Here is a 19,395-nt window from a genome sequence, read left to right as displayed (position 1 = left end):
TGATGTTTACATGGGTAAAATTAATATAAAAGAGGAACTATATAAACAATGTGAGTTGTATGTAAACAAACGTTTACAAACTGTGGAAGAAACAATTACCTCTCATCAAAAAGCTTTGCAGTCTGAAACAAAAAGTTCAGCAGGAGATAAGCATGAAACCGGTAGAGCAATGCTACAGTTAGAAATGGAAAAAGCGAGTCAACAACTTAGTGGAATTGCTCAAATGAAAGAAACACTAGCTAAAATTAATACAGATACAACTTCAAAAGTAGCCCATTTAGGTAGTGTTGTTACAACCACCTCAGCTATTAATTATTTTATTAGTGTAAGCGTAGGGATGTTAATTGTAAAAGAAAAAAAATATTTTGCTATTTCTCCATCTTCACCAATAGGTAGGTTAATTTTAGGGAAAAAGGAAGGAGAATCTTTTGAGTTTAATGGGGCAAAAAACATCATAAAAGAAATTTTTTAGAAAAAAAGTAGGGTAAAATAAAAGTTACTTGTTTTAGTTCTGGAAAGGTTGTTATAACCAGAACAGAAAAAGAAGCTATAATACACTTTTATCTTTTGGTGTTTAAGACGGTAAGGGTGTATTTTTTTTAGAAAAAATAATTTATTTTAAGATAGTTGAGTAATAATTATTGAGATAGTTATTATTGGTTTAAACAGTCTCTTTTAACTTAAATGAGACTGTTTTTTTATGTTCAATATTTTCAAAGTGATTTATAAAAACTGATTGGTTATTATATGCAACCTCTATTAACCAGTAACCACCTTTAAAATAAGAGTTCAAAACAGTTCCTTCTAGTTTTGATAGTTGTTTAGTAATCTCAAGTAAACTAGGGTATAATAGTAAAGTTTGATTGTTTATTGTAAGCTCATTTACATCATCAAACAAGGATGCAATATATTTTTCCTTCGGATTTTTATATAGGTTAGAAGGACTGTCATGCGCAATAATTTGATGATTACGAATTACCATCATAGTATCAGCAAAAGAAAGAGCATCGTTCCCGTCATGTGTTGCAACAATACAAGCAATATTTTTCTTTTTTAAATATGCAAATAGCCGTCTTCTTAACGAGTTCTTTTTAAAGTTATCTATTTGGCTAAAAGGTTCATCTAACAATAATAATTCAGGTTCTTTAGCCAACGCTCTAGCAATAGCTACTCTTTGTTGCTGTCCACCACTTAAGTTTTTAACTTTTTCGTTTGCCAATTCGGTCATTTCAATAACCTCTAAAAGCTCTTGAGTTCTTTCTTCAGCTTCTTTTGGGTAAAACCTAGATAAAAACTTCTTAATATTTTCACTTACTGATGTAAAAGGCATCAAATCAAAATCTTGTGCGACATATTTAAAAAACTCCATTCCTGGAACTAAATGGTGCTCAGGACCTAAAATTTGAATATCATTCCAAAATAAATCTCCTTTATCAATATCAATTAGGCCATATACAATTTTTAAAAGAGTAGATTTTCCACAACCACTTTCACCCATAACACATAAATGCTCTCCTTTTTGAAGTTTAAAATGGATGTTTTCTAGGGTTTTTTCTTTTGATGGATAAGTGAATGAAATATTATTTACTTGTAGCATAGTTGCAAAAATACATAAAGGATTAAGATAATTTATAAACATGATTTTTCATTTCAAGTTTCTCTTTAAAGAGTCTTCTTTTTTAAGAATTAGACCTAAGTATATTTGTTATAAATGGTATGAAGAGTTTTTTTTAAAAAAATGCAATAGAAAATAAAAAGTACGTCTTTATAATTGAGGAGCTCAAAGAAAGCCTGTAAATGAACCAAGAAACGGAAAATAAAAAGAAATTAAAAGCCTTTTTTGATAAAGAATATAGTGTTCTTAAGTCTTATGTTGGAACTAAAATTAAACAAAGTATTCATCAAGATGCAGAAGATATTATTCAAGAAGTTGCTTTAAAATTGTTTTCTGGAGTTAATGGAAATTCACCCATAAACAATGTAGCTGGCTTTGTTTATAGATCCTTAAAAAATAAAATCATTGATAATTTAAGAAAAAAGAAATACGAAGCTTCAGCTTCAGATATTGATGAAATGAAACTGATTGAATTTACAGAGGTTTTATATGGAACTCCTGATAATACGTATTCTGAAGTAATGAAAAAGGAGCTAGAATTAAGAATAATGAATCTTAAACCTGTATATAAAGAAATAATTATAGCTATTGATTTTGAAGGATATACATACAAAGAACTATCGGAGGAGCTTGAAATACCTGTTGGAACATTAATGTCAAGAAGACATAGAGCGTTAGGAATACTACTGAGAAAAATTGAAAACAAAAAATAAAAATAAAAGATGGAAAATTTGTTTAAAGAAAGAAGAGATGGAGAATCTCCAGGAATATTTGTAGGAAGAATAATATTCGGAATAATTGCTGTTTTAGCGCTTGCAATACTTTTTGGATATGCAATTATGTGGCTTTGGAATAATCTTATGCCAGAGATTTTCGGATTACCAGTTATTAACTATTGGCAGGCAGTAGGGCTATTTATTTTAGCTAAAATTTTATTTTCATCTAGTGAGTGCGGTGGGAAACAAAAATCAAAGAAATATTCAAGCAAAAGAAGAAAACACAAATTCAAATCACATTTTGAAAAAAACTGTAAAGGAAATTTTTCAGATTGGGAACATTATGATAGGTTTTGGGAAGAAGAGGGGAGTGAAGCTTATCAAAAATATGTAGACAAATTAAATAAAGAAACGGAACAAGAATAAAAACCAGTGAGTTATGAAACTATTCATTTATGGAACCGATATTGACACAAAGAAAAAAGAAGATTCTATACGTCAATTATTCAATCAAGATAATAATATAATTAACGTATCAATTGATCTTGAGGATGTTGATAATGTTTTAAGAATAGAGGCAACAGATATTACAACGGAAGCTGACATTATAAATAAGGTAAAAGAGAAAGGGTTTAACTGTATGGAATTAGCAGATTAAACATAAACAAAACCGACATTATTTAATGTCGGTTTTTTTTAAGCGCTTCTTTCTACGTAGCGTATAATACTTTTTGCTACATCTTTTCCAGTAGCTTTTTCTATACCTTCTAAACCAGGAGAAGAATTAACTTCTAAAATTAACGGACCTCTATCAGATTGTAACATATCTACACCAGCAATACCTAATTTCATTGCTTTTACAGCTTTTAAAGCAGCGTTTTCTTCTTCATCGGTTAATTCTATAATTTCTGAAGTTCCTCCTCTATGTAAGTTTGATCTAAACTCTCCTTCCTTTCCTTGACGCTTCATAGCTCCAACAACAACTCCATCTACTACAAAAACACGGATATCTGCTCCTTTAGCTTCTTTGATATATTCCTGAACAATTACACGTGCCTGTAAGCCATTAAAAGCCTCTATAACAGATTCAGCTGCTTTTTTAGTTTCAGCTAATACAACACCTAAACCTTGTGTTCCTTCTAAAAGCTTAACAATTAAAGGAGCTCCACCAACTTTTTTAATAATTTCAGAGGTGTCTTTTGAATAATTGGTAAAAACGGTTTTTGGAAGCCCTAAATTCGCTCTAGAGAGTACTTGTAAACTACTTAGTTTATCTCTAGACCTAACTAATGCTTGAGATTCTACAGCAGAAAACACCTTCATCATTTCGAATTGACGTACAACAGCAGTACCATAAAAAGTAACTGAAGCACCAATACGTGGGATAATAGCATCAACATCAGTCACAAGCTCATGATTGTATACTATAGCAGGCTTCTTTTTTTCTATTATAAGATCACATTTGGTATGATCTAATACGACCATTTCATGACCTCTTTTTTCGCCTGCTTCTACTAAGCGTTTGGTTGAATATAATTTTGAGTTTCTAGAAAGAACAACAATTTTCATTTTTTATATTTCTTTTGAAGTGATGTTTTTTTGTGAAACATCCACAATAAATTTTTTGTTTAAAAATTTTCTACCAATTAATACCGGGTAATTCATTTTACCTCTATCTGATAACGATAGTTTTATTTTATATTTTTTACCATAAAAAATAGCGGACGTAGAAACGACATATCTTTTTTGTTTCTTTCCGTTCGAACTTCTTATACTTTTAACTTTATACTTTGTTGTATGGAGCAATTTATTGTTATATTTTTCTGTTTTTGGACATAATAATATAAACTCTAATACACCGTCTTTTTCTTCAATATGCTTGCAATGTATTGCAGAAGTATAGGCTCCTGTATCAATTTTTACTGGTAAATCTTCTATTTCCCAGTTTAAAAAGGATATCTTTTCAATCCTTCCAATTAGTCTCATTCTTTTAAAAATTAAGGAGGGCGAATTACTTACTATTTTTTCAAATACACAATATTTGCTATTAATTTTTGAAAATAAAAAAAACCAGCGTGAAAACGCTGGTTTAAAGGTACTTATTTTTTAATTGAATTTACCAAATTCTTACACGATCTTCTGGTTTTAAGTACATTTTATCACCTTCTTTAACATCAAAAGCTTCATAAAAAGCATCTACGTTTTTAAGAGGCATATAAGCCCTGTACATTCCAGGAGCATGCGTATCTGTCATGATACGGTTTTTTAATGCTTCATCACGCATCTTAGTTCTCCAAATTGTTCCCCAAGAAAGGAAGAAACGTTGTTCAGGAGTATATCCGTCAATATTTTCAGGACGACCATTCTTTTCTAAGAAAATTTGTAATCCCTCATAAGCAGCTTGTACACCACCTAAATCACCGATATTTTCACCTAACGTAAATTCACCGTTTAAATTCATACTATCAATAGCAACGATATCGCTAAACTGCTTTATTAATTTGCTTCCTGCTTCTTTGAACTTTTCAGAATCTTCTTCTGTCCACCAGTTTTTTAAGTTTCCATCACCATCAAAACGAGCTCCAGAGTCATCGAAACTATGTGAAATTTCGTGACCAATAACAGCTCCAATTCCTCCATAATTTACAGCTTCATCAGCTTTGTAGTTATAGAAAGGAGGTTGTAAAATTGCTGCTGGGAATACGATTTCATTATTTACAGGGTTAAAGTAAGCGTTTACTGTTTGAGGAGACATTCCCCACTCAGTTCTATCCACTTCTTTACCTAACTTAGCCATATCTTTTTCAAAGTTCCATTTACGAACGTTTACGGCATTGTCAAAATATGTACCACCTTCATCTAATCCTTTAACAAGTAAAGCCGAGTAGTCTTTCCATTTATCAGGGTATGCAATTTTAACAGTTAATTTGTGTAATTTTTCTAAAGCTTTCTCTTTTGTTTCAGCACTCATCCAAGGTAATTGCGCAATACGTTTTTCAAAACCTAGCATTACGTTATCAATCATTTCCTTAGCTTTTTGCTTCGCTTCTGGTGGAAACTTTTCATCTACATATAATTTACCTAAAGCCTCACCAATAGCTCCATTTAAGTTTGCTAAAGCACGCTCGTTTCTTGGGCGTTGTTGTTTAGCACCACGCATTTCTTTGCTATAAAATTCCCAATTAGCTTTTTCTAAATCGGTAGATAATAAACCTAATGAGTTGTTAATAGCATTCCAACGTAATGATAATTTAACAGTTTCAATAGGACTATTCTTAAGTACATCATTCATTGCTTTGAAGTAACCTGGATCTGTAACAATAATCTTTTCAAGACCTTTAGCACCATCTAACCCTTCAATATCAACACCAATTCCTTTTAAATGAGCTTCCCAATCAATTACAGGAGCTAATTCAGTTAATTCAGCAAGAGTCATTGGGTTGTAAATTTTACGAGTATCTCTACGTTCTTCTTTTGTCATTCTAGGTTCAGCTAAACTCTTTTCAAAAGCAACAATAGTTGCTGCATTCTTTTTAGCTGTAGCCTCGTCATCACCAAACTCTTGTAACATTTTAGCTACAAAAACTTCATATTTTTCAAGCTTGTCTTTTACCTTTTCATCCACATAGTAATCTCTTGATAAACCAAGTCCACCAGCTCCCATGTAACCAGCATTCATACTACTGTTCTTAAGGTCGTTAAACACGCCAAAACCATAAAAACCAGCGCCTCCATAAGGAGCCATGTTAGTAATGAATGTTTGTACGTCGTTTAAATCTTTAATTTCTTCAATTTTTTCAAGAAAAGGTTGTACTGGAGCTTTACCAGCTTTGTTTCTAGCTACGGTATCCATAATGGTTTCGTAGTAGTTTACTGCTTTTTCTTGGTCAGAATCTATTTCTTTTCCTTCAGCATCTTTTACTTTTGGGAAGTTACCTTCTTCAATAGCTTTATTTAAAATAGCTAATACATCTTTGGTAGTAGTTTTTCTTAACTGATTAAAACCTCCCCAAGAAGTTTCGTCAGCTGGAATTTCAGTATTGTCAATCCAAGAACCGTTAACATATCTAAAGAAATCATCGGTTGGTTTAACCGAAGTATCCATGTTTTCTAAAACAATTGCCTGTACTTTTTCTTCAGGCTTTTTGTCTGTTTTACACGCAATAACCCCTAAAGAAGCAACAGCAGTAGTAAACAGTACTTTGTGAATGGTTTTCATTTTTAATGTTTTTTGAATGAGTTTTAATTTTAACAAACTACCTCGAGATTTTGTCCCGAGGTAGTAAATTTACTCTAATAAGAGTCTGTTTTTATAAAAATGTTACAGTTTTTAACTTTTTATTTTAGATTTTGGAGCATTTGGTAATGTTTCAAATCCCATGTTAAATAAAGTAAAACCAAAAATATCAGCATACTGCTCAATAGTTTTTGCTACAGGAGTTCCTGCCCCGTGACCAGCATTTGTTTCAATTCTAATCAAAACAGGATTGTTCCCTTGTTGTTTTTCCTGTAATTCAGCAGCAAACTTAAAACTATGAGCTGGTACAACACGATCGTCATGATCTCCTGTTGTTACCATAGTTGCAGGGTACTGAGTACCTTCTTTTACATTATGTACAGGTGAATATCCTTTTAAGTATTCAAACATTTCTTTACTCTGCTCAGAAGTCCCATAGTCATATGCCCAACCTGCTCCTGCTGTAAAGGTGTGGTAACGTAACATGTCTAATACTCCAACTGCAGGTAAAGCTACCTTCATTAAATCAGGACGTTGAGTCATAGTGGCACCTACCAACAAACCTCCGTTAGATCCTCCTCTAATAGCTAAGTAATCAGATGAAGTATAGTTTTCTTTGATTAAGTATTCAGCAGCAGCAATAAAATCATCAAATACATTTTGCTTTTTTAATTGCGTACCTGCATCGTGCCATTTTTTACCATACTCTCCACCACCACGTAAGTTAGGTACAGCGTATACACCACCTTGTTCCATCCAAACAGCGTTAGCAATACTAAAACTAGGAGTTAAGCTTACATTGAATCCACCATAACCATATAAAATAGTAGGGTTTTTACCATTTAACTCTAATCCTTTTTTATAGGTAATAATCATAGGAACTTTTGTTCCGTCTTTTGAAGTATAAAATACTTGCTTACTTTCATAGTCATCTGCATTGAATGAAATAGCAGGTTTCCAGTATAATTCGTAAGTTCCATCTTCTGGATTGAACTTGTATGAAGAACTTGGAGTATTGTAGTTGGTAAAAGAGAAATATAATTCTTTTGCATCAGTTTTTCCTCCAAAACCACCTGCAGAACCTACACCTGGTAATTTTACTTCACGGATTAATTTTCCATCAAAATCATATTGTAATACTTTAGAAACTGCATCTACCATATACTTTGCAAAGAAATATCCAGACCCTGTTGATGGAGATAATACATTTTCAGTTTCAGGAATAAAATCTACCCAGTTTTCTGGCGTTGGGTTTGCAGCATCTACAGTAACAATTTTCTTGTTAGGTGCATTTAAGTTAGTTACTAAGTATAACTTACTTCCTTTACTATCAATAACACCAGTGTCGCTATCAAAATTGTTAATGATAGGTGTTAGTTTGCTATTAGGATCTGTTAAATCCTTAATAAATAACTTGTTTCCTGAAGTTGAGGTTGAAGCAGATACAAATAGGTATTTGTTATCCTCTGTTAAATATCCACCAACATAACGGTGTTTTTCTTCTGGAGTAGCTCCAAAAATAACTTCATCAGAACTTTGAGGAGTTCCTAATTTGTGGAAATATAATTTATGTTGATCTGTTTTTGCAGATAACTCACTTCCTTTAGGTTTGTCGTAACTAGAATAGTAAAAACCTTCGTTTCCTCTCCAAGCAATTCCAGAGAATTTTACATCAACTAAAGTATCTTCTTTAATCTCCTTAGTTTCTGCATCCATTATAATAACCTTTCTCCAATCACTTCCTCCTTCTGAAATTGAGTAGGCTACAGTTTTTCCATCTTTGGTAAAACTTACCGAGCCTAATGATGTAGTTCCATCTTCAGCAAACGTATTAGGATCTAAGAAAACCTCTTCTTTACCATCTTTATCCTTTCTATATAAAACATATTGATTTTGTAACCCGTTGTTTTTATAAAAATAAGTATAATCACCTTCTTTAAATGGAGTTCCTACTTTTTCGTAGTTCCATAACTCAGATAAACGATTTTTTAATTGTTCACGATATGGAATTTTGTCTAAGTAATCGAAAGTAACTTCGTTTTCAGCTTTTACCCAAGCTTCAGTTTCAGTACTTCTATCGTCTTCTAACCAACGATAGTTATCGGTTACTTTAGTTCCAAAATATTCATCTACAACAGGTTTTTTAGTTGTTTCTGGATAACTCACACTAATATTGTTTTTAGGTTGCTTTTCTTCTTTACAAGAAACTAAAATAGTTCCTGCACAAATAATGGGAAGAAGGATTTTTTTCATGATTAAAAAAATTGGTTAATTAGACCAAAGTTAGAAGAAAAACATTCACAGCAATTTATTTTAAGATGACTTTAACAAAAAGGCCCTTGTAAATCTATTGAAATAAAAACGACTACCTTTACATAATTATAATATAATAAGCATGACTGAAAATTTAAACAAAGAAGCTTTTTTTAAAAAGGTTTTTAACTATGAAGAAAATAAAGAATGGAAATTTGAAGGAGATTTACCTGTAATAATTGATTTTTATGCTGATTGGTGTGGACCATGTAAAGCACTTGCTCCAGTTTTGGAAGAACTAAGTACAGAGTATGATGGAAAAATTAATATTTATAAAATAGATACAGAAGCAGAACAAGAATTAGCAGCTGCTTTTGGAATAAGAAGTATCCCTTCTATGTTATTTTGTCCTGCTAACGATGATCCTCAAATGGCTCATGGAGCATTGCCAAAAAAACAAATTGAACAGATAATTGAAGACGTTTTAAAGGTTACGAAATAACCAAAAAAAACAAGAAAATTAAGGTTTAAAAAGTGACACATTTTGTGTCACTTTTTTTATGTTGAAACACAAAATAAGAAACTCAGTGAGTATCACTTATCAAGCGTTTTTTTTAATTTTAAAGTATTGATTTATAAGTTTTTGTAAAAACTCAAAAATGTTGTAAATTGAAGAAGAAAAAGTAATTTGTTAAAAACTTCAAGGGATTTGTGAATAAGTATAGCTTTCAGAATTTAGCAAATTTTCCAATCTTTGTTTCTATACTCAGGGAATAAAAATAACACACTAAAAAGAGCTTAAAAAGCATGGCATCGATTGAACCAATTTTACAAGAAAATAAAGACAGATTTGTAATTTTTCCAATTCAACATAATGACTTATGGGAATGGTATAAAAAGCAACAAGCTTGTTTTTGGACTGCTGAAGAAATTGATTTACATTCAGACTTAACAGACTGGAATTCTAAACTAACAGACGATGAGCGTTACTTTATTAAGCATGTTTTAGCATTTTTTGCCGCATCTGATGGAATTGTAAATGAAAATTTAGCAGAAAACTTTGTAAACGAAGTTCAATATTCGGAAGCAAAATTCTTTTATGGTTTCCAAATCATGATGGAGAATATTCATTCTGAAACGTATTCATTATTAATTGATACGTATATTAAGGATGAAGAAGAGAAAGATAGATTATTCAAAGCAATTGAAGTTTTTCCAGCAATTAAAAAGAAGGCAGATTGGGCTTTAAAATGGATCGAATCTGATTCGTTTGCTGAGCGTTTAATCGCTTTTGCCGCAGTTGAAGGAATTTTCTTCTCAGGATCTTTTTGCTCAATTTTCTGGTTAAAGAAACGTGGGTTATTACCTGGATTAACATTCTCAAATGAGTTAATCTCTCGTGATGAGGGTATGCACTGTGATTTTGCTGTACACTTACACAACAATCACTTAGTAAATAAAGTGCCGAAAGAAAGAATAAGAAATATTATTATCTCAGCTTTAGATATTGAAAGAGAGTTTATTACCGAGTCTCTACCTGTTAGTTTAATAGGTATGAATGCAACGTTAATGACGCAATATTTAGAGTATGTTACCGATAGGCTACTTTTAGAATTCGGATGTGAAAAAGAGTATGAGTCTACCAATCCATTTGACTTCATGGAAATGATTTCTTTGGAAGGGAAAACTAACTTCTTTGAAAAAAGAGTATCAGAGTACCAAAAAGCTGGAGTAAAATCAGGTGGTACAGGAAGCATCAGCTTTGATGCAGATTTTTAGGAACCAATAAGCTGCTATTTCCCCTACATGCAGTATTACTCAGCTAGAGCACTTTTTTCAGTGCTTTAGCGTTATAATCGTTTCAAAAGAAACAAACAAGTATTAACATTTTACATGTTGTCATAAACAACTATGTTTTGGCGACGCTATTAACCAAAAAAACAATATCAATATGTATGTAGTAAAAAGAGACGGCAGAAAAGAGCCTGTGATGTTCGATAAAATCACAGCAAGGGTTAGAAAAATGTGTTATGGATTAAACAATATTGTTGATCCAGTAAAAGTAGCAATGCGTGTTATTGAAGGACTGTATGATGGGGTAACTACTTCTGAATTAGATAATTTAGCAGCTGAAATTGCTGCGACAATGACAACTGCGCATCCTGATTATGCGAAATTAGCAGCTAGAATTGCCGTATCTAACTTACATAAAAACACCAAGAAATCGTTTTCGGAAACAATGACGGATTTATACGAATACATCAATCCACGTACAGGAAATAAAGCTCCTTTACTAGCAGATGATGTGTATAAAATTATCATGGATAATGCTGATAAATTAGATTCAACAATTATCTATAGCCGTGATTTTAACTACGATTATTTTGGTTTTAAAACATTAGAGCGTTCTTACTTATTAAAATTAAACGGAAACATTGTTGAGCGTCCGCAACAAATGTTAATGCGTGTTGCTATAGGTATACATAAAGAAGATATTGACGAGGCAATTGCTACATACGAATTAATGAGTAAAAAATATTTTACCCATGCAACGCCAACGTTATTTAATTCAGGTACGCCAAAACCACAAATGTCGTCTTGTTTCTTACTACAAATGCAAGATGATAGTATTGATGGAATTTATGATACTTTAAAACAAACAGCTAAAATTTCACAATCAGCTGGAGGTATCGGTTTATCTATTCACAATATCCGTGCTACTGGAAGTTATATTGCAGGTACTAACGGAACATCAAATGGAATTGTACCTATGTTACGAGTATTTAACGATACAGCTCGTTATGTAGATCAAGGAGGAGGAAAGCGTAAAGGGTCATTTGCAATGTATTTAGAACCATGGCATGCTGATATTTACGATTTCTTAGATTTAAAGAAAAACCATGGTAAAGAAGAAATGCGTGCACGTGATTTGTTCTATGCTATGTGGATTTCAGATTTATTCATGAAGCGCGTACAAGAAGATGCTGACTGGACGTTAATGTGTCCGCATGAGTGTCCACATTTATATGATACTTATGGTGAAGAGTTTGAGCGTTTGTATACAAGTTATGAAGCTGCCGGAAAAGGGAGAAAAACTATTAAAGCGCGTGATTTATGGGAGAAAATCTTAGAATCACAAATAGAAACAGGTACTCCGTACATGTTATATAAAGATGCAGCAAACCGTAAATCAAATCAAAAGAATTTAGGAACAATTCGTTCTTCAAACTTATGTACTGAGATTATGGAATATACTGCTGAAGATGAAGTAGCGGTATGTAACTTAGCATCAATAGCAATACCAATGTTTGTTGCTGAAGATGAAAATGGTAATAAGTTTTTTGATCATCAAAAGCTATTTAAAGTAACTAAAAAAGTAATCCGTAATTTAGATACGGTAATCGATCGTAATTATTATCCAGTAAAAGAAGCGGAAAACTCGAATTTCCGTCACCGTCCAGTAGGATTAGGAATTCAAGGGTTAGCAGATGCTTTTATCATGTTACGTTTACCGTTTACTTCTGAAGAAGCAAAGAAATTAAACCAAGAAATTTTTGAAACCTTATATTTTGCTTCTGTAACCTCATCAATGGAAGTTGCTAAAACTAAAGGAGCTTATTCAACTTACAAAGGATCTCCAATGTCACAAGGAGAGTTCCAACACAATATGTGGGGAATTAAAGATGAAGAATTAAGTGGTCGTTGGGATTGGGCGAAGTTACGTAAAGATGTAAAAAAACATGGAGTTCGTAACTCTTTGTTAGTAGCACCAATGCCTACAGCATCTACTTCTCAAATCTTAGGAAACAATGAAGCTTTTGAACCATATACTTCTAATATTTATACACGTAGAGTATTATCAGGAGAGTTTATTGTTGTAAACAAACATTTACTAGAAGATTTAGTAGAGCTAGGTTTATGGGATAATAATATGAAGGAAGATATTATGCGTGCAAACGGATCAATTCAACATATTGAAGCAATTCCACAAAACTTAAAAGATTTATACAAAACTGTTTGGGAAATGAGTATGAAAGATATTATCGATATGGCACGCCATAGAGGATATTTTATCGATCAATCTCAATCGTTAAACTTATTTATGCAAGATCCTGATTTTGCGAAGTTAACTTCAATGCATTTCTATGCATGGAAATCTGGATTAAAGACAGGAATGTATTATTTACGTACAAAATCTGCTGTAAATGCAAAGCAGTTTACGTTGAATGTAGAAAAGAAAGAAGAAGACAAACCAATGAGTCCTGAAGAATTTAAGGCTATGGTTGAAGCTTCTAAAAATGCAGAAGGTCCAGATGACTGTTTAATGTGTGGATCTTAATTAGAATTAAATTAAAAGTGATAAAGAGAAGTCGAAAGGCTTCTCTTTTTTAGTATTTTCGAAAAAATTTTTTACTCATAATGATGAACTGGGAACAACTCCTTTCTTTAAAACGTTTTGGTGATATCCAAAAACGTGAACGTGCAAAACAAGATGAAACTCGTTTAGGTTTTGAGGTAGATTTTGATAGAATCATATTTTCGTCAGCTTTTCGTAGCTTACAAGATAAAACACAGGTAATTCCATTATCAAAAACTGATTTTGTCCATACACGCTTAACACATAGTTTAGAAGTGTCAGTTGTTGGACGTACGTTAGGACGTAGAGTGGGTAAGGAGCTGTTAGAACGTCATCCACACTTAAAAGAATTAGGATATACTTTTAATGATTTCGGTGCCATTGTGGCTGCTGCATCTGTAATGCATGATATAGGAAATCCGCCGTTCGGACATTCAGGAGAAAAAGCCATTGGAGAATACTTTAAAACAGGAAAAGGGCTTCAATATAAAGATCAATTAACTGATTTGGAATATCAAGATTTAATAGATTTTGAAGGAAATGCCAACGGGTTTAAAATTCTTACAGAAAACAGAGAAGGAGTTCAAGGTGGCTTGCGTTTATCGTATGCAACTCTAGGAGCTTTTTTAAAGTACCCTAAAGAGAGTTTACCAAAGAAACCAACCAATCATATAATAGATAAGAAATACGGCTTTTTTCAGTCAGAAAAAGATGCTTTTTTAGATGTAGCTGAAGATTTAGGTTTATTAAAAAAAGAATCTGAAAGAATTTCTTATTACCGACATCCGTTAGCGTATTTAGTAGAAGCGGCAGATGATATTTGTTATACAATTATCGATTTTGAAGATGGAATCAATTTAGGTTTAATTGAAGAAGATTATGCCCTAGAATATATGATTAAGTTGGTGAAAGATACGATTGATAGTAAAAAATACCATTCATTACAACACACTAAAGATCGTGTAAGCTACTTACGTGCTTTAGCAATAGGGGTATTAATTAATGAAGCAGTGACGATCTTTCTAGATAATGAAGAAGCTATTTTAAACGGAACATTTGATAAAGGATTGTTAGATAAGTGTAAATATGAAGCACAGATTAATGATATTATTAAAATAAGTGTTGATAAAATTTACAGAAGCAAAGAGGTTGTTGAAAAAGAAGTTGCAGGATATAAAATCATTGCAGATTTATTAGATGTTTTTGTAACGGCTTTAAATAATAAGTTTGATAGTAGACAATCTAATTATGATAAGTTAGTATTGAATTTAATTCCACAAGAATACCAACAAGAAAAAGAGAGTTTATATGATAGGATTATGCAAATTTCAAGCTATGTGGCTGGTTTATCTGATGGGTATGCTATTCGTTTACACAGAAAAATAATGGGAAATATTAGTTAGAAAGTGTTAAATAGTTGGTTTTTTGTTTAAAAAAGAGGTGTTTGGTGTATTATTGCTAAAACAATTAGGGTAAAATAGAAATTATCTGTTATAGTATTCATCAACTACTTTATTATGAATAAAAAAATACTTTTTTTTAGCTTTTTAATTATAGCTATATGTAGTGTTATTTTTAAAATTTCAGTTAATAGTGAAAAAGAGACTGACAAACTAAGAAAACAGCACGCAAAAACCTTACAAGAACATCCTTTTCAAAAAACGAGAAACCTACCTAAGAAGAAAAGAAAAGCACAAGGGCTACCTCCTAATGCTTATTTTGAACAGAAATATTTAAGTGAAATTAACCCTAGTACAGGAAGAACACATAAAGAAAATGTTTATAAACTTCAAGAGGAATTAAATAACAGAAGAATTGGACGAAAAGTACCTGGTGATTCCGATAATGCTTGGGTAGAAAGAGGGCCGGATAATGTTGGAGGAAGAACACGAGCACTTTTATTTGATCCAAATGATGCTACGAATGAAACTGTTTTTGCAGGAGGAGTTAGTGGAGGTTTGTGGAAAAACACAAACATATCAAATCTAACTTCTGAATGGGTTCGTGTGGGAATACCAGAAAACCTAGCAGTATCATGTATAGCTGTAGACCCAAATGACTCAAAAATCTTTTATGTAGGAACCGGAGAGTCATATGTAAATGGAGATGTTAATGGGGATGGCCTATGGAAATCAATAGATGGAGGAAACTCCTGGTCAAAAATTCTAGGAGGAGTTACAGGTAAAAGCTTTTTAGATACAAACTCTAAACTAACAATTAATTCACCTGTCGAAATAGGAGGAGACTATATATCGGTATTAACAACTGCCTTTGGTGGAGATATAACAACGCCTATTACAAAAGATTTAATTTTAGTTAATGATGGAACAGTTCCAACTGAAGACGGTTGTGAAACTATTACAAATACATCAGAATTAAATGGAAAAATAGCTGTTATTAGAAGAGGAACCTGTAATTTTTCAGCAAAAGCAAAAAATGCTCAAGATGCAGGAGCGATAGCTGTAATTATAGTCAATAATGAAGACACAATTCCTTTTAACATGGCTGCAGGTGATGGAGCAGAATCAGTAACTATTCCAGCAGTAATGATAAACCAAGAAATAGGTGATGCTATAATAACGAAGTTATCTACAGGTTCTGTAAATGGAACGTTAACAAAATTAAAAGAGGATGCTACGAATTCTACTATAGTTCCAGGAATACAGCACATAAATGATATTGTAATAAGAAATAATTCTGGAGTTTCTGAAGTATACATAGCAGCAGGAGAAGCTGGATATACAGGAGGAATTTCATTAGGAGGGAATAGTATTGGTGTTTATAAATCAATCAACGGTACGGATTTTACCAAAATAAACCTTCCAAAAACATCAGGAGGAAACCCTTATGAGCCAAATAACTTAGAAATTGCCTCTGATAACTCAATCTATTTAAGTACTACAAGAAGTTTTACTTTTGGAGATGGAGGAGGAGCAATTTTAAAGTCGACTGATGGAGAGAATTTTAGTTTAGTTCATTCTATTGAAAATGGACTTAGAACGGAAATAGCTTTATCACCTTTTAATGCAGGAACGGTATATGTATTAGTAGAAGTTAATGATTCCGAAGCTCCAGTAAAGATTTTAAAAACTATAGACAGCTTTATTACAGTTAATGAAACAGCATTACCAAATGATACAGATACTGATATAGAAGCTAATGATTTTACAAGAGGGCAAGCTTTTTATGATTTGTTAATAAAGATAGATCCAAATGATGAAAATACTCTATATGTTGGAGGAATAGATTTATTTAAGTCTACTAATGGAGGAGACAATTGGCAACAAATTTCAAAATGGTCAAACAATAATCTTTTATCATCATTAAATGTTTCAGTAGTTCATGCAGATCATCATGGTATAGCATTTGCATCTTCAAATAGAATGGTTTTTGGTAATGATGGAGGTGTTTATTTTTCTGATAATTCAGGAACTTCTATATATGCCAGAAATAATAATTATAATACACTCCAGTTTTACACAGTTGGAACTGCTCCAACGTCAGCTTTTGGAGGAAAAGAGTATTTCTTAGCTGGAGCACAGGATAATGGTACTCAGTTGGTAGAAGAAGCTTCAGAAGGAATTAATAGCTCAATAAGAGCATCGGGAGGTGATGGAGCTGCTAGTTTTTTTGATACAGATGGGAATGATAAATATTTTATAGCAAATTATGTTTACAATCAATCTATTTCACTTTATAACTATGGAAATAATAAGTGGGTTACTATTAATAATGAAGATTCTGTTAACGGAGATTTTATTAATCAAGAAGAATTAGATTCTAACCTTAATATTTTATATTCAAACTATTCTTCTTCGTCTTCTGGCTCAGTAATTAGAAGATATTCAAATATATTAGCAGACGGTTTTGTAGAAAAATCATTGTTAGCTAATACATTGATGGACTCTGACCCCTCTGCATTAAAAGTTTCACCGCACACTACTACCAGTAGTAAATTATTTATTGGTTTAAAAAATGGAAAGTTAATTAGAATAGATGGAGCAGAATCAGGAACAGGAATTTGGTCTAACATTACTGGTGAAGACTTTGTTGGTTCAATATCAGACATAGAATTTGGAGAAACTGAAAACCAAATTTTTGTAACCATGCACAATTATGGGGTAAAAAATATTTGGTACTCAAATGATGGAGGAACTAATTGGGTAAGCAAAGAAGGAGACTTACCTGATATTCCTGTAAAAGCAATATTACAAAACCCATTAAGCTCTAATGAAGTTATTATAGGAACAGATTTAGGAGTTTGGAAAACGAAAAACTTTAATGATGCTTCACCTAATTGGTCTCAGTCTTATAATGGGATGAGTAATGTGCCTGTTTTAGATTTAGATTTACGTGATGATAATACTGTTTTTGCTGCTACTTATGGTAGAGGTATTTTCTCTGGAAAATTTACGATAGACCCTAATGGAGATGCAGATGGAGATGGGGTTTTAAATGGGGTTGATAATTGCCCAAATACTGCAAATTCAGACCAGGCAGATGTTGATAATAATGGAATAGGAGATGTTTGTCAAGATACTGATGACGATGGTGTTTTAGATATTAATGATAATTGTCCAACAAGAGCTAATTCAGACCAGGCAGATGTTGATAATAATGGAATAGGAGATGCTTGTCAAGATACTGATGGAGATGGTGTAATGGATGATGTGGACAATTGTTTAACAACAGCAAATGTTGACCAAGCAGATGGTAATGGAGATGGAGTAGGAGATGTTTGTGATACTAGTTACAAGAATGCTGATAATATTTCGATCAAAACTACATCAGAAACCTGTGCTGATGAAAATGACGGAAAAATTACCGTAAACGTTAAGCAAACTTTTGTAAGTTATACTGTTACCGTAAAAGGAACCTCAACAGATGTATCTGAACAATTAACAACGGAGTCAATAACATTTTCAAACCTAGTACCTGATGTGTATGAAGTGTGCGTTAAGGTGAATGATAGAGATGATTATGTGCAATGTTTTGAAGTTCAAATAAAAGAAACAAGCACAGTTTCATTAAAAGTTGCTAAAAATAATGCATCGAAAGGATATACAATAAATGTTACATCGGGTACAGCTCCTTATAACGTTTATTTAAACGGAAACTTAATAGATACATTTAATCACTCAACGTTTGATATAAATGTTCAAGGGAGTGGTGTTTTAGAAGTTAAAACCGCTAAAGAATGTGAAGGAAAATTTAAATCAGTTATTGACAATATTTTCCTTAAGAAAAATCCAGTTTCAGAATCTATTGATTTATTAGTTCCTAACGATGCTGCCTCAACTATTGAGGTTATGGTTTATGATGTTACAGGAAAAGTTGTATTAAAAGACAAGGTTAACAAACAGGGTAATGAGTTATCTATTCCTTTCGATAAGTTTAAATCAGGAATTTATATCCTAAAACTAGGAACAGATGAAGCAAACACATTTAAAATATTAAAATAATGAAAAGAGTACTTAAAGCACTAGGATTATTTTCAACAGCACTTTTATTTAGTTGTGGAGGTGGAAGTAGTAATGATGGCGGAGGAGAGATTGCTAATGAAGCACCAACGAAGGTAACCCTAACTTACCCTACACAAAACTTACTATGTATTGATAATAGTATTCCTTTCGATTGGAATGATGCTACAGATCCAAATAATGACAACATTAGTTATAAAATAGAAATAGCAACTAATAGAGAGTTAACAAATATTATTAAAACTCAAACCGCAGTTGTGTCAAACATAACTATTACTTTAGATAAAGGATTGGCTCATTATTGGAGAGTAACAGCAGTTGATAATAAAGGAAAAGAAGGAGATCCATCGGAGGTATTTGCCTTTTATACTAAAGGAGAAGGAGAAACAAATACTGCACCATTTACAGCTGAATTAGTAAAACCAGAGGATGAAGGAATTATATCTGGAACTACTGTAACCCTTGAATGGAAAGGAGCTGATTCAAATACTGGAGATACATTAACTTATGATGTATATTTTGGAGAAGATGCAGATCCAACAACAATAAAAGAAGAAAACCTAAGCACTGCTAGTATAGAAGTGGATGTTGAAAGTGGTAAAACATATTACTGGAAAGTAAACACTAAAGACAATTCAGGTGCTAAGTCAATAGGACAAACTTGGAGTTTCACTATAAACTAAAATAATTATATAAAATAAAAAAGCGATGCAAAATAGCATCGCTTTTTTATTTTA

General features: G+C 32.2%; 15 protein-coding genes. 10 read left to right on the top strand and 5 right to left on the bottom strand.

Annotation, left to right across the window (positions count from 1 at the left end; all coding sequences use genetic code 11):
• The first annotated feature begins 10 nt into the window (after nt 1–10).
• Nucleotides 11–472: a 3-oxoacyl-ACP synthase gene (locus LCI24_RS01420; protein WP_274638817.1), complete on the top strand. Its 462-nt coding sequence runs from the start codon at nt 11–13 to the stop codon at nt 470–472.
• A gap of 189 nt (nt 473–661) precedes the next feature.
• Here the strand turns inward: LCI24_RS01420 and LCI24_RS01415 are convergent, their stop codons facing one another.
• Entirely contained in the window at nt 662–1,597 is a 936-nt protein-coding gene (locus LCI24_RS01415) for an ABC transporter ATP-binding protein (RefSeq protein WP_274639061.1), read from the bottom strand.
• Nucleotides 1,598–1,797: 200 nt separating this feature from the next.
• Here LCI24_RS01415 and LCI24_RS01410 point away from each other — a divergent pair, with 200 nt between their 5' ends.
• The 3 genes from LCI24_RS01410 to LCI24_RS01400 are packed head-to-tail and all read left to right on the top strand — an operon-like array spanning nt 1,798 to nt 2,989.
• Nucleotides 1,798–2,328: an RNA polymerase sigma factor gene (locus LCI24_RS01410; RefSeq protein WP_274638816.1), complete on the top strand. Its 531-nt coding sequence runs from the start codon at nt 1,798–1,800 to the stop codon at nt 2,326–2,328.
• A gap of 9 nt (nt 2,329–2,337) precedes the next feature.
• A complete protein-coding gene (locus LCI24_RS01405) occupies nt 2,338–2,757 on the top strand; it encodes an Asp23/Gls24 family envelope stress response protein (RefSeq protein ID WP_274638815.1) in 420 nt (139 codons plus the stop codon).
• A gap of 13 nt (nt 2,758–2,770) precedes the next feature.
• Nucleotides 2,771–2,989 carry a hypothetical protein gene (locus tag LCI24_RS01400; protein ID WP_274638814.1) on the top strand — a complete coding sequence of 73 codons (219 nt, stop codon included), beginning with the start codon at nt 2,771–2,773 and terminating at the stop codon, nt 2,987–2,989.
• A gap of 38 nt (nt 2,990–3,027) precedes the next feature.
• On the opposite strand, the gene rimK is transcribed toward LCI24_RS01400, so the two are convergent.
• The 4 genes from rimK to LCI24_RS01380 all read right to left on the bottom strand — a co-directional run bounded on the left by rimK (nt 3,028) and on the right by LCI24_RS01380 (nt 8,821).
• Nucleotides 3,028–3,900, bottom strand: coding sequence for a 30S ribosomal protein S6--L-glutamate ligase (gene rimK / locus LCI24_RS01395; protein ID WP_274638813.1), 873 nt, complete (start codon nt 3,898–3,900; stop codon nt 3,028–3,030).
• 3 nt (nt 3,901–3,903) lie between these two features.
• Nucleotides 3,904–4,317, bottom strand: coding sequence for an ATP-dependent zinc protease family protein (locus LCI24_RS01390; protein ID WP_274638812.1), 414 nt, complete (start codon nt 4,315–4,317; stop codon nt 3,904–3,906).
• A gap of 130 nt (nt 4,318–4,447) precedes the next feature.
• Nucleotides 4,448–6,550, bottom strand: a complete 2,103-nt coding sequence (locus tag LCI24_RS01385; RefSeq protein ID WP_274638811.1) for a M13 family metallopeptidase — start codon at nt 6,548–6,550, stop codon at nt 4,448–4,450.
• A gap of 111 nt (nt 6,551–6,661) precedes the next feature.
• Nucleotides 6,662–8,821 carry a prolyl oligopeptidase family serine peptidase gene (locus LCI24_RS01380; RefSeq protein ID WP_274638810.1) on the bottom strand — a complete coding sequence of 720 codons (2,160 nt, stop codon included), beginning with the start codon at nt 8,819–8,821 and terminating at the stop codon, nt 6,662–6,664.
• A gap of 142 nt (nt 8,822–8,963) precedes the next feature.
• Between LCI24_RS01380 and trxA the strand changes: the two genes are divergently transcribed.
• The 6 genes from trxA (at nt 8,964) to LCI24_RS01350 (ending at nt 19,341) form a co-directional block, all read left to right on the top strand.
• Nucleotides 8,964–9,323 carry a thioredoxin gene (gene trxA, locus LCI24_RS01375; protein ID WP_274638809.1) on the top strand — a complete coding sequence of 120 codons (360 nt, stop codon included), beginning with the start codon at nt 8,964–8,966 and terminating at the stop codon, nt 9,321–9,323.
• Nucleotides 9,324–9,628: 305 nt separating this feature from the next.
• Nucleotides 9,629–10,600, top strand: a complete 972-nt coding sequence (locus LCI24_RS01370; protein ID WP_274638808.1) for a ribonucleotide-diphosphate reductase subunit beta — start codon at nt 9,629–9,631, stop codon at nt 10,598–10,600.
• Between the two features lie 172 nt (nt 10,601–10,772).
• Complete coding sequence (locus LCI24_RS01365) at nt 10,773–13,160, top strand: ribonucleoside-diphosphate reductase subunit alpha (RefSeq protein ID WP_274638807.1); 2,388 nt, start codon at nt 10,773–10,775, stop codon at nt 13,158–13,160.
• Nucleotides 13,161–13,243: 83 nt separating this feature from the next.
• On the top strand, nt 13,244–14,581 hold the full coding sequence (locus tag LCI24_RS01360; protein ID WP_274639060.1) for a deoxyguanosinetriphosphate triphosphohydrolase: 1,338 nt from the start codon (nt 13,244–13,246) through the stop codon (nt 14,579–14,581).
• Between the two features lie 114 nt (nt 14,582–14,695).
• A complete protein-coding gene (locus tag LCI24_RS01355; protein WP_274638806.1) occupies nt 14,696–18,640 on the top strand; it encodes a thrombospondin type 3 repeat-containing protein in 3,945 nt (1,314 codons plus the stop codon).
• Nucleotides 18,640–19,341 carry a fibronectin type III domain-containing protein gene (locus tag LCI24_RS01350; RefSeq protein ID WP_274638805.1) on the top strand — a complete coding sequence of 234 codons (702 nt, stop codon included), beginning with the start codon at nt 18,640–18,642 and terminating at the stop codon, nt 19,339–19,341. Before LCI24_RS01355 ends, LCI24_RS01350 begins: the two co-directional genes overlap by 1 nt.
• Nucleotides 19,342–19,395: the final 54 nt, after the last annotated feature.

The organism is Tenacibaculum larymnensis (genome assembly GCF_028829235.1).
Taxonomy (GTDB): Bacteria; Bacteroidota; Bacteroidia; order Flavobacteriales; family Flavobacteriaceae; genus Polaribacter; species Polaribacter larymnensis.
Note: the sequence above shows the minus strand (reverse complement) of the source record. Positions and strands in the feature narration are given on the sequence as shown.

Bases quoted from the DNA above. Each gene is read 5' to 3' on its own strand.
- LCI24_RS01420 (WP_274638817.1), top strand. From the start codon at position 11: ATGGGTAAAATTAATATAAAAGAGGAACTATATAAACAATGTGAGTTG.
- LCI24_RS01415 (WP_274639061.1), bottom strand. From the start codon at position 1,597: ATGCTACAAGTAAATAATATTTCATTCACTTATCCATCAAAAGAAAAA.
- LCI24_RS01410 (WP_274638816.1), top strand. From the start codon at position 1,798: ATGAACCAAGAAACGGAAAATAAAAAGAAATTAAAAGCCTTTTTTGAT.
- LCI24_RS01405 (WP_274638815.1), top strand. From the start codon at position 2,338: ATGGAAAATTTGTTTAAAGAAAGAAGAGATGGAGAATCTCCAGGAATA.
- LCI24_RS01400 (WP_274638814.1), top strand. From the start codon at position 2,771: ATGAAACTATTCATTTATGGAACCGATATTGACACAAAGAAAAAAGAA.
- rimK (WP_274638813.1), bottom strand. From the start codon at position 3,900: ATGAAAATTGTTGTTCTTTCTAGAAACTCAAAATTATATTCAACCAAA.
- LCI24_RS01390 (WP_274638812.1), bottom strand. From the start codon at position 4,317: ATGAGACTAATTGGAAGGATTGAAAAGATATCCTTTTTAAACTGGGAA.
- LCI24_RS01385 (WP_274638811.1), bottom strand. From the start codon at position 6,550: ATGAAAACCATTCACAAAGTACTGTTTACTACTGCTGTTGCTTCTTTA.
- LCI24_RS01380 (WP_274638810.1), bottom strand. From the start codon at position 8,821: ATGAAAAAAATCCTTCTTCCCATTATTTGTGCAGGAACTATTTTAGTT.
- trxA (WP_274638809.1), top strand. From the start codon at position 8,964: ATGACTGAAAATTTAAACAAAGAAGCTTTTTTTAAAAAGGTTTTTAAC.
- LCI24_RS01370 (WP_274638808.1), top strand. From the start codon at position 9,629: ATGGCATCGATTGAACCAATTTTACAAGAAAATAAAGACAGATTTGTA.
- LCI24_RS01365 (WP_274638807.1), top strand. From the start codon at position 10,773: ATGTATGTAGTAAAAAGAGACGGCAGAAAAGAGCCTGTGATGTTCGAT.
- LCI24_RS01360 (WP_274639060.1), top strand. From the start codon at position 13,244: ATGAACTGGGAACAACTCCTTTCTTTAAAACGTTTTGGTGATATCCAA.
- LCI24_RS01355 (WP_274638806.1), top strand. From the start codon at position 14,696: ATGAATAAAAAAATACTTTTTTTTAGCTTTTTAATTATAGCTATATGT.
- LCI24_RS01350 (WP_274638805.1), top strand. From the start codon at position 18,640: ATGAAAAGAGTACTTAAAGCACTAGGATTATTTTCAACAGCACTTTTA.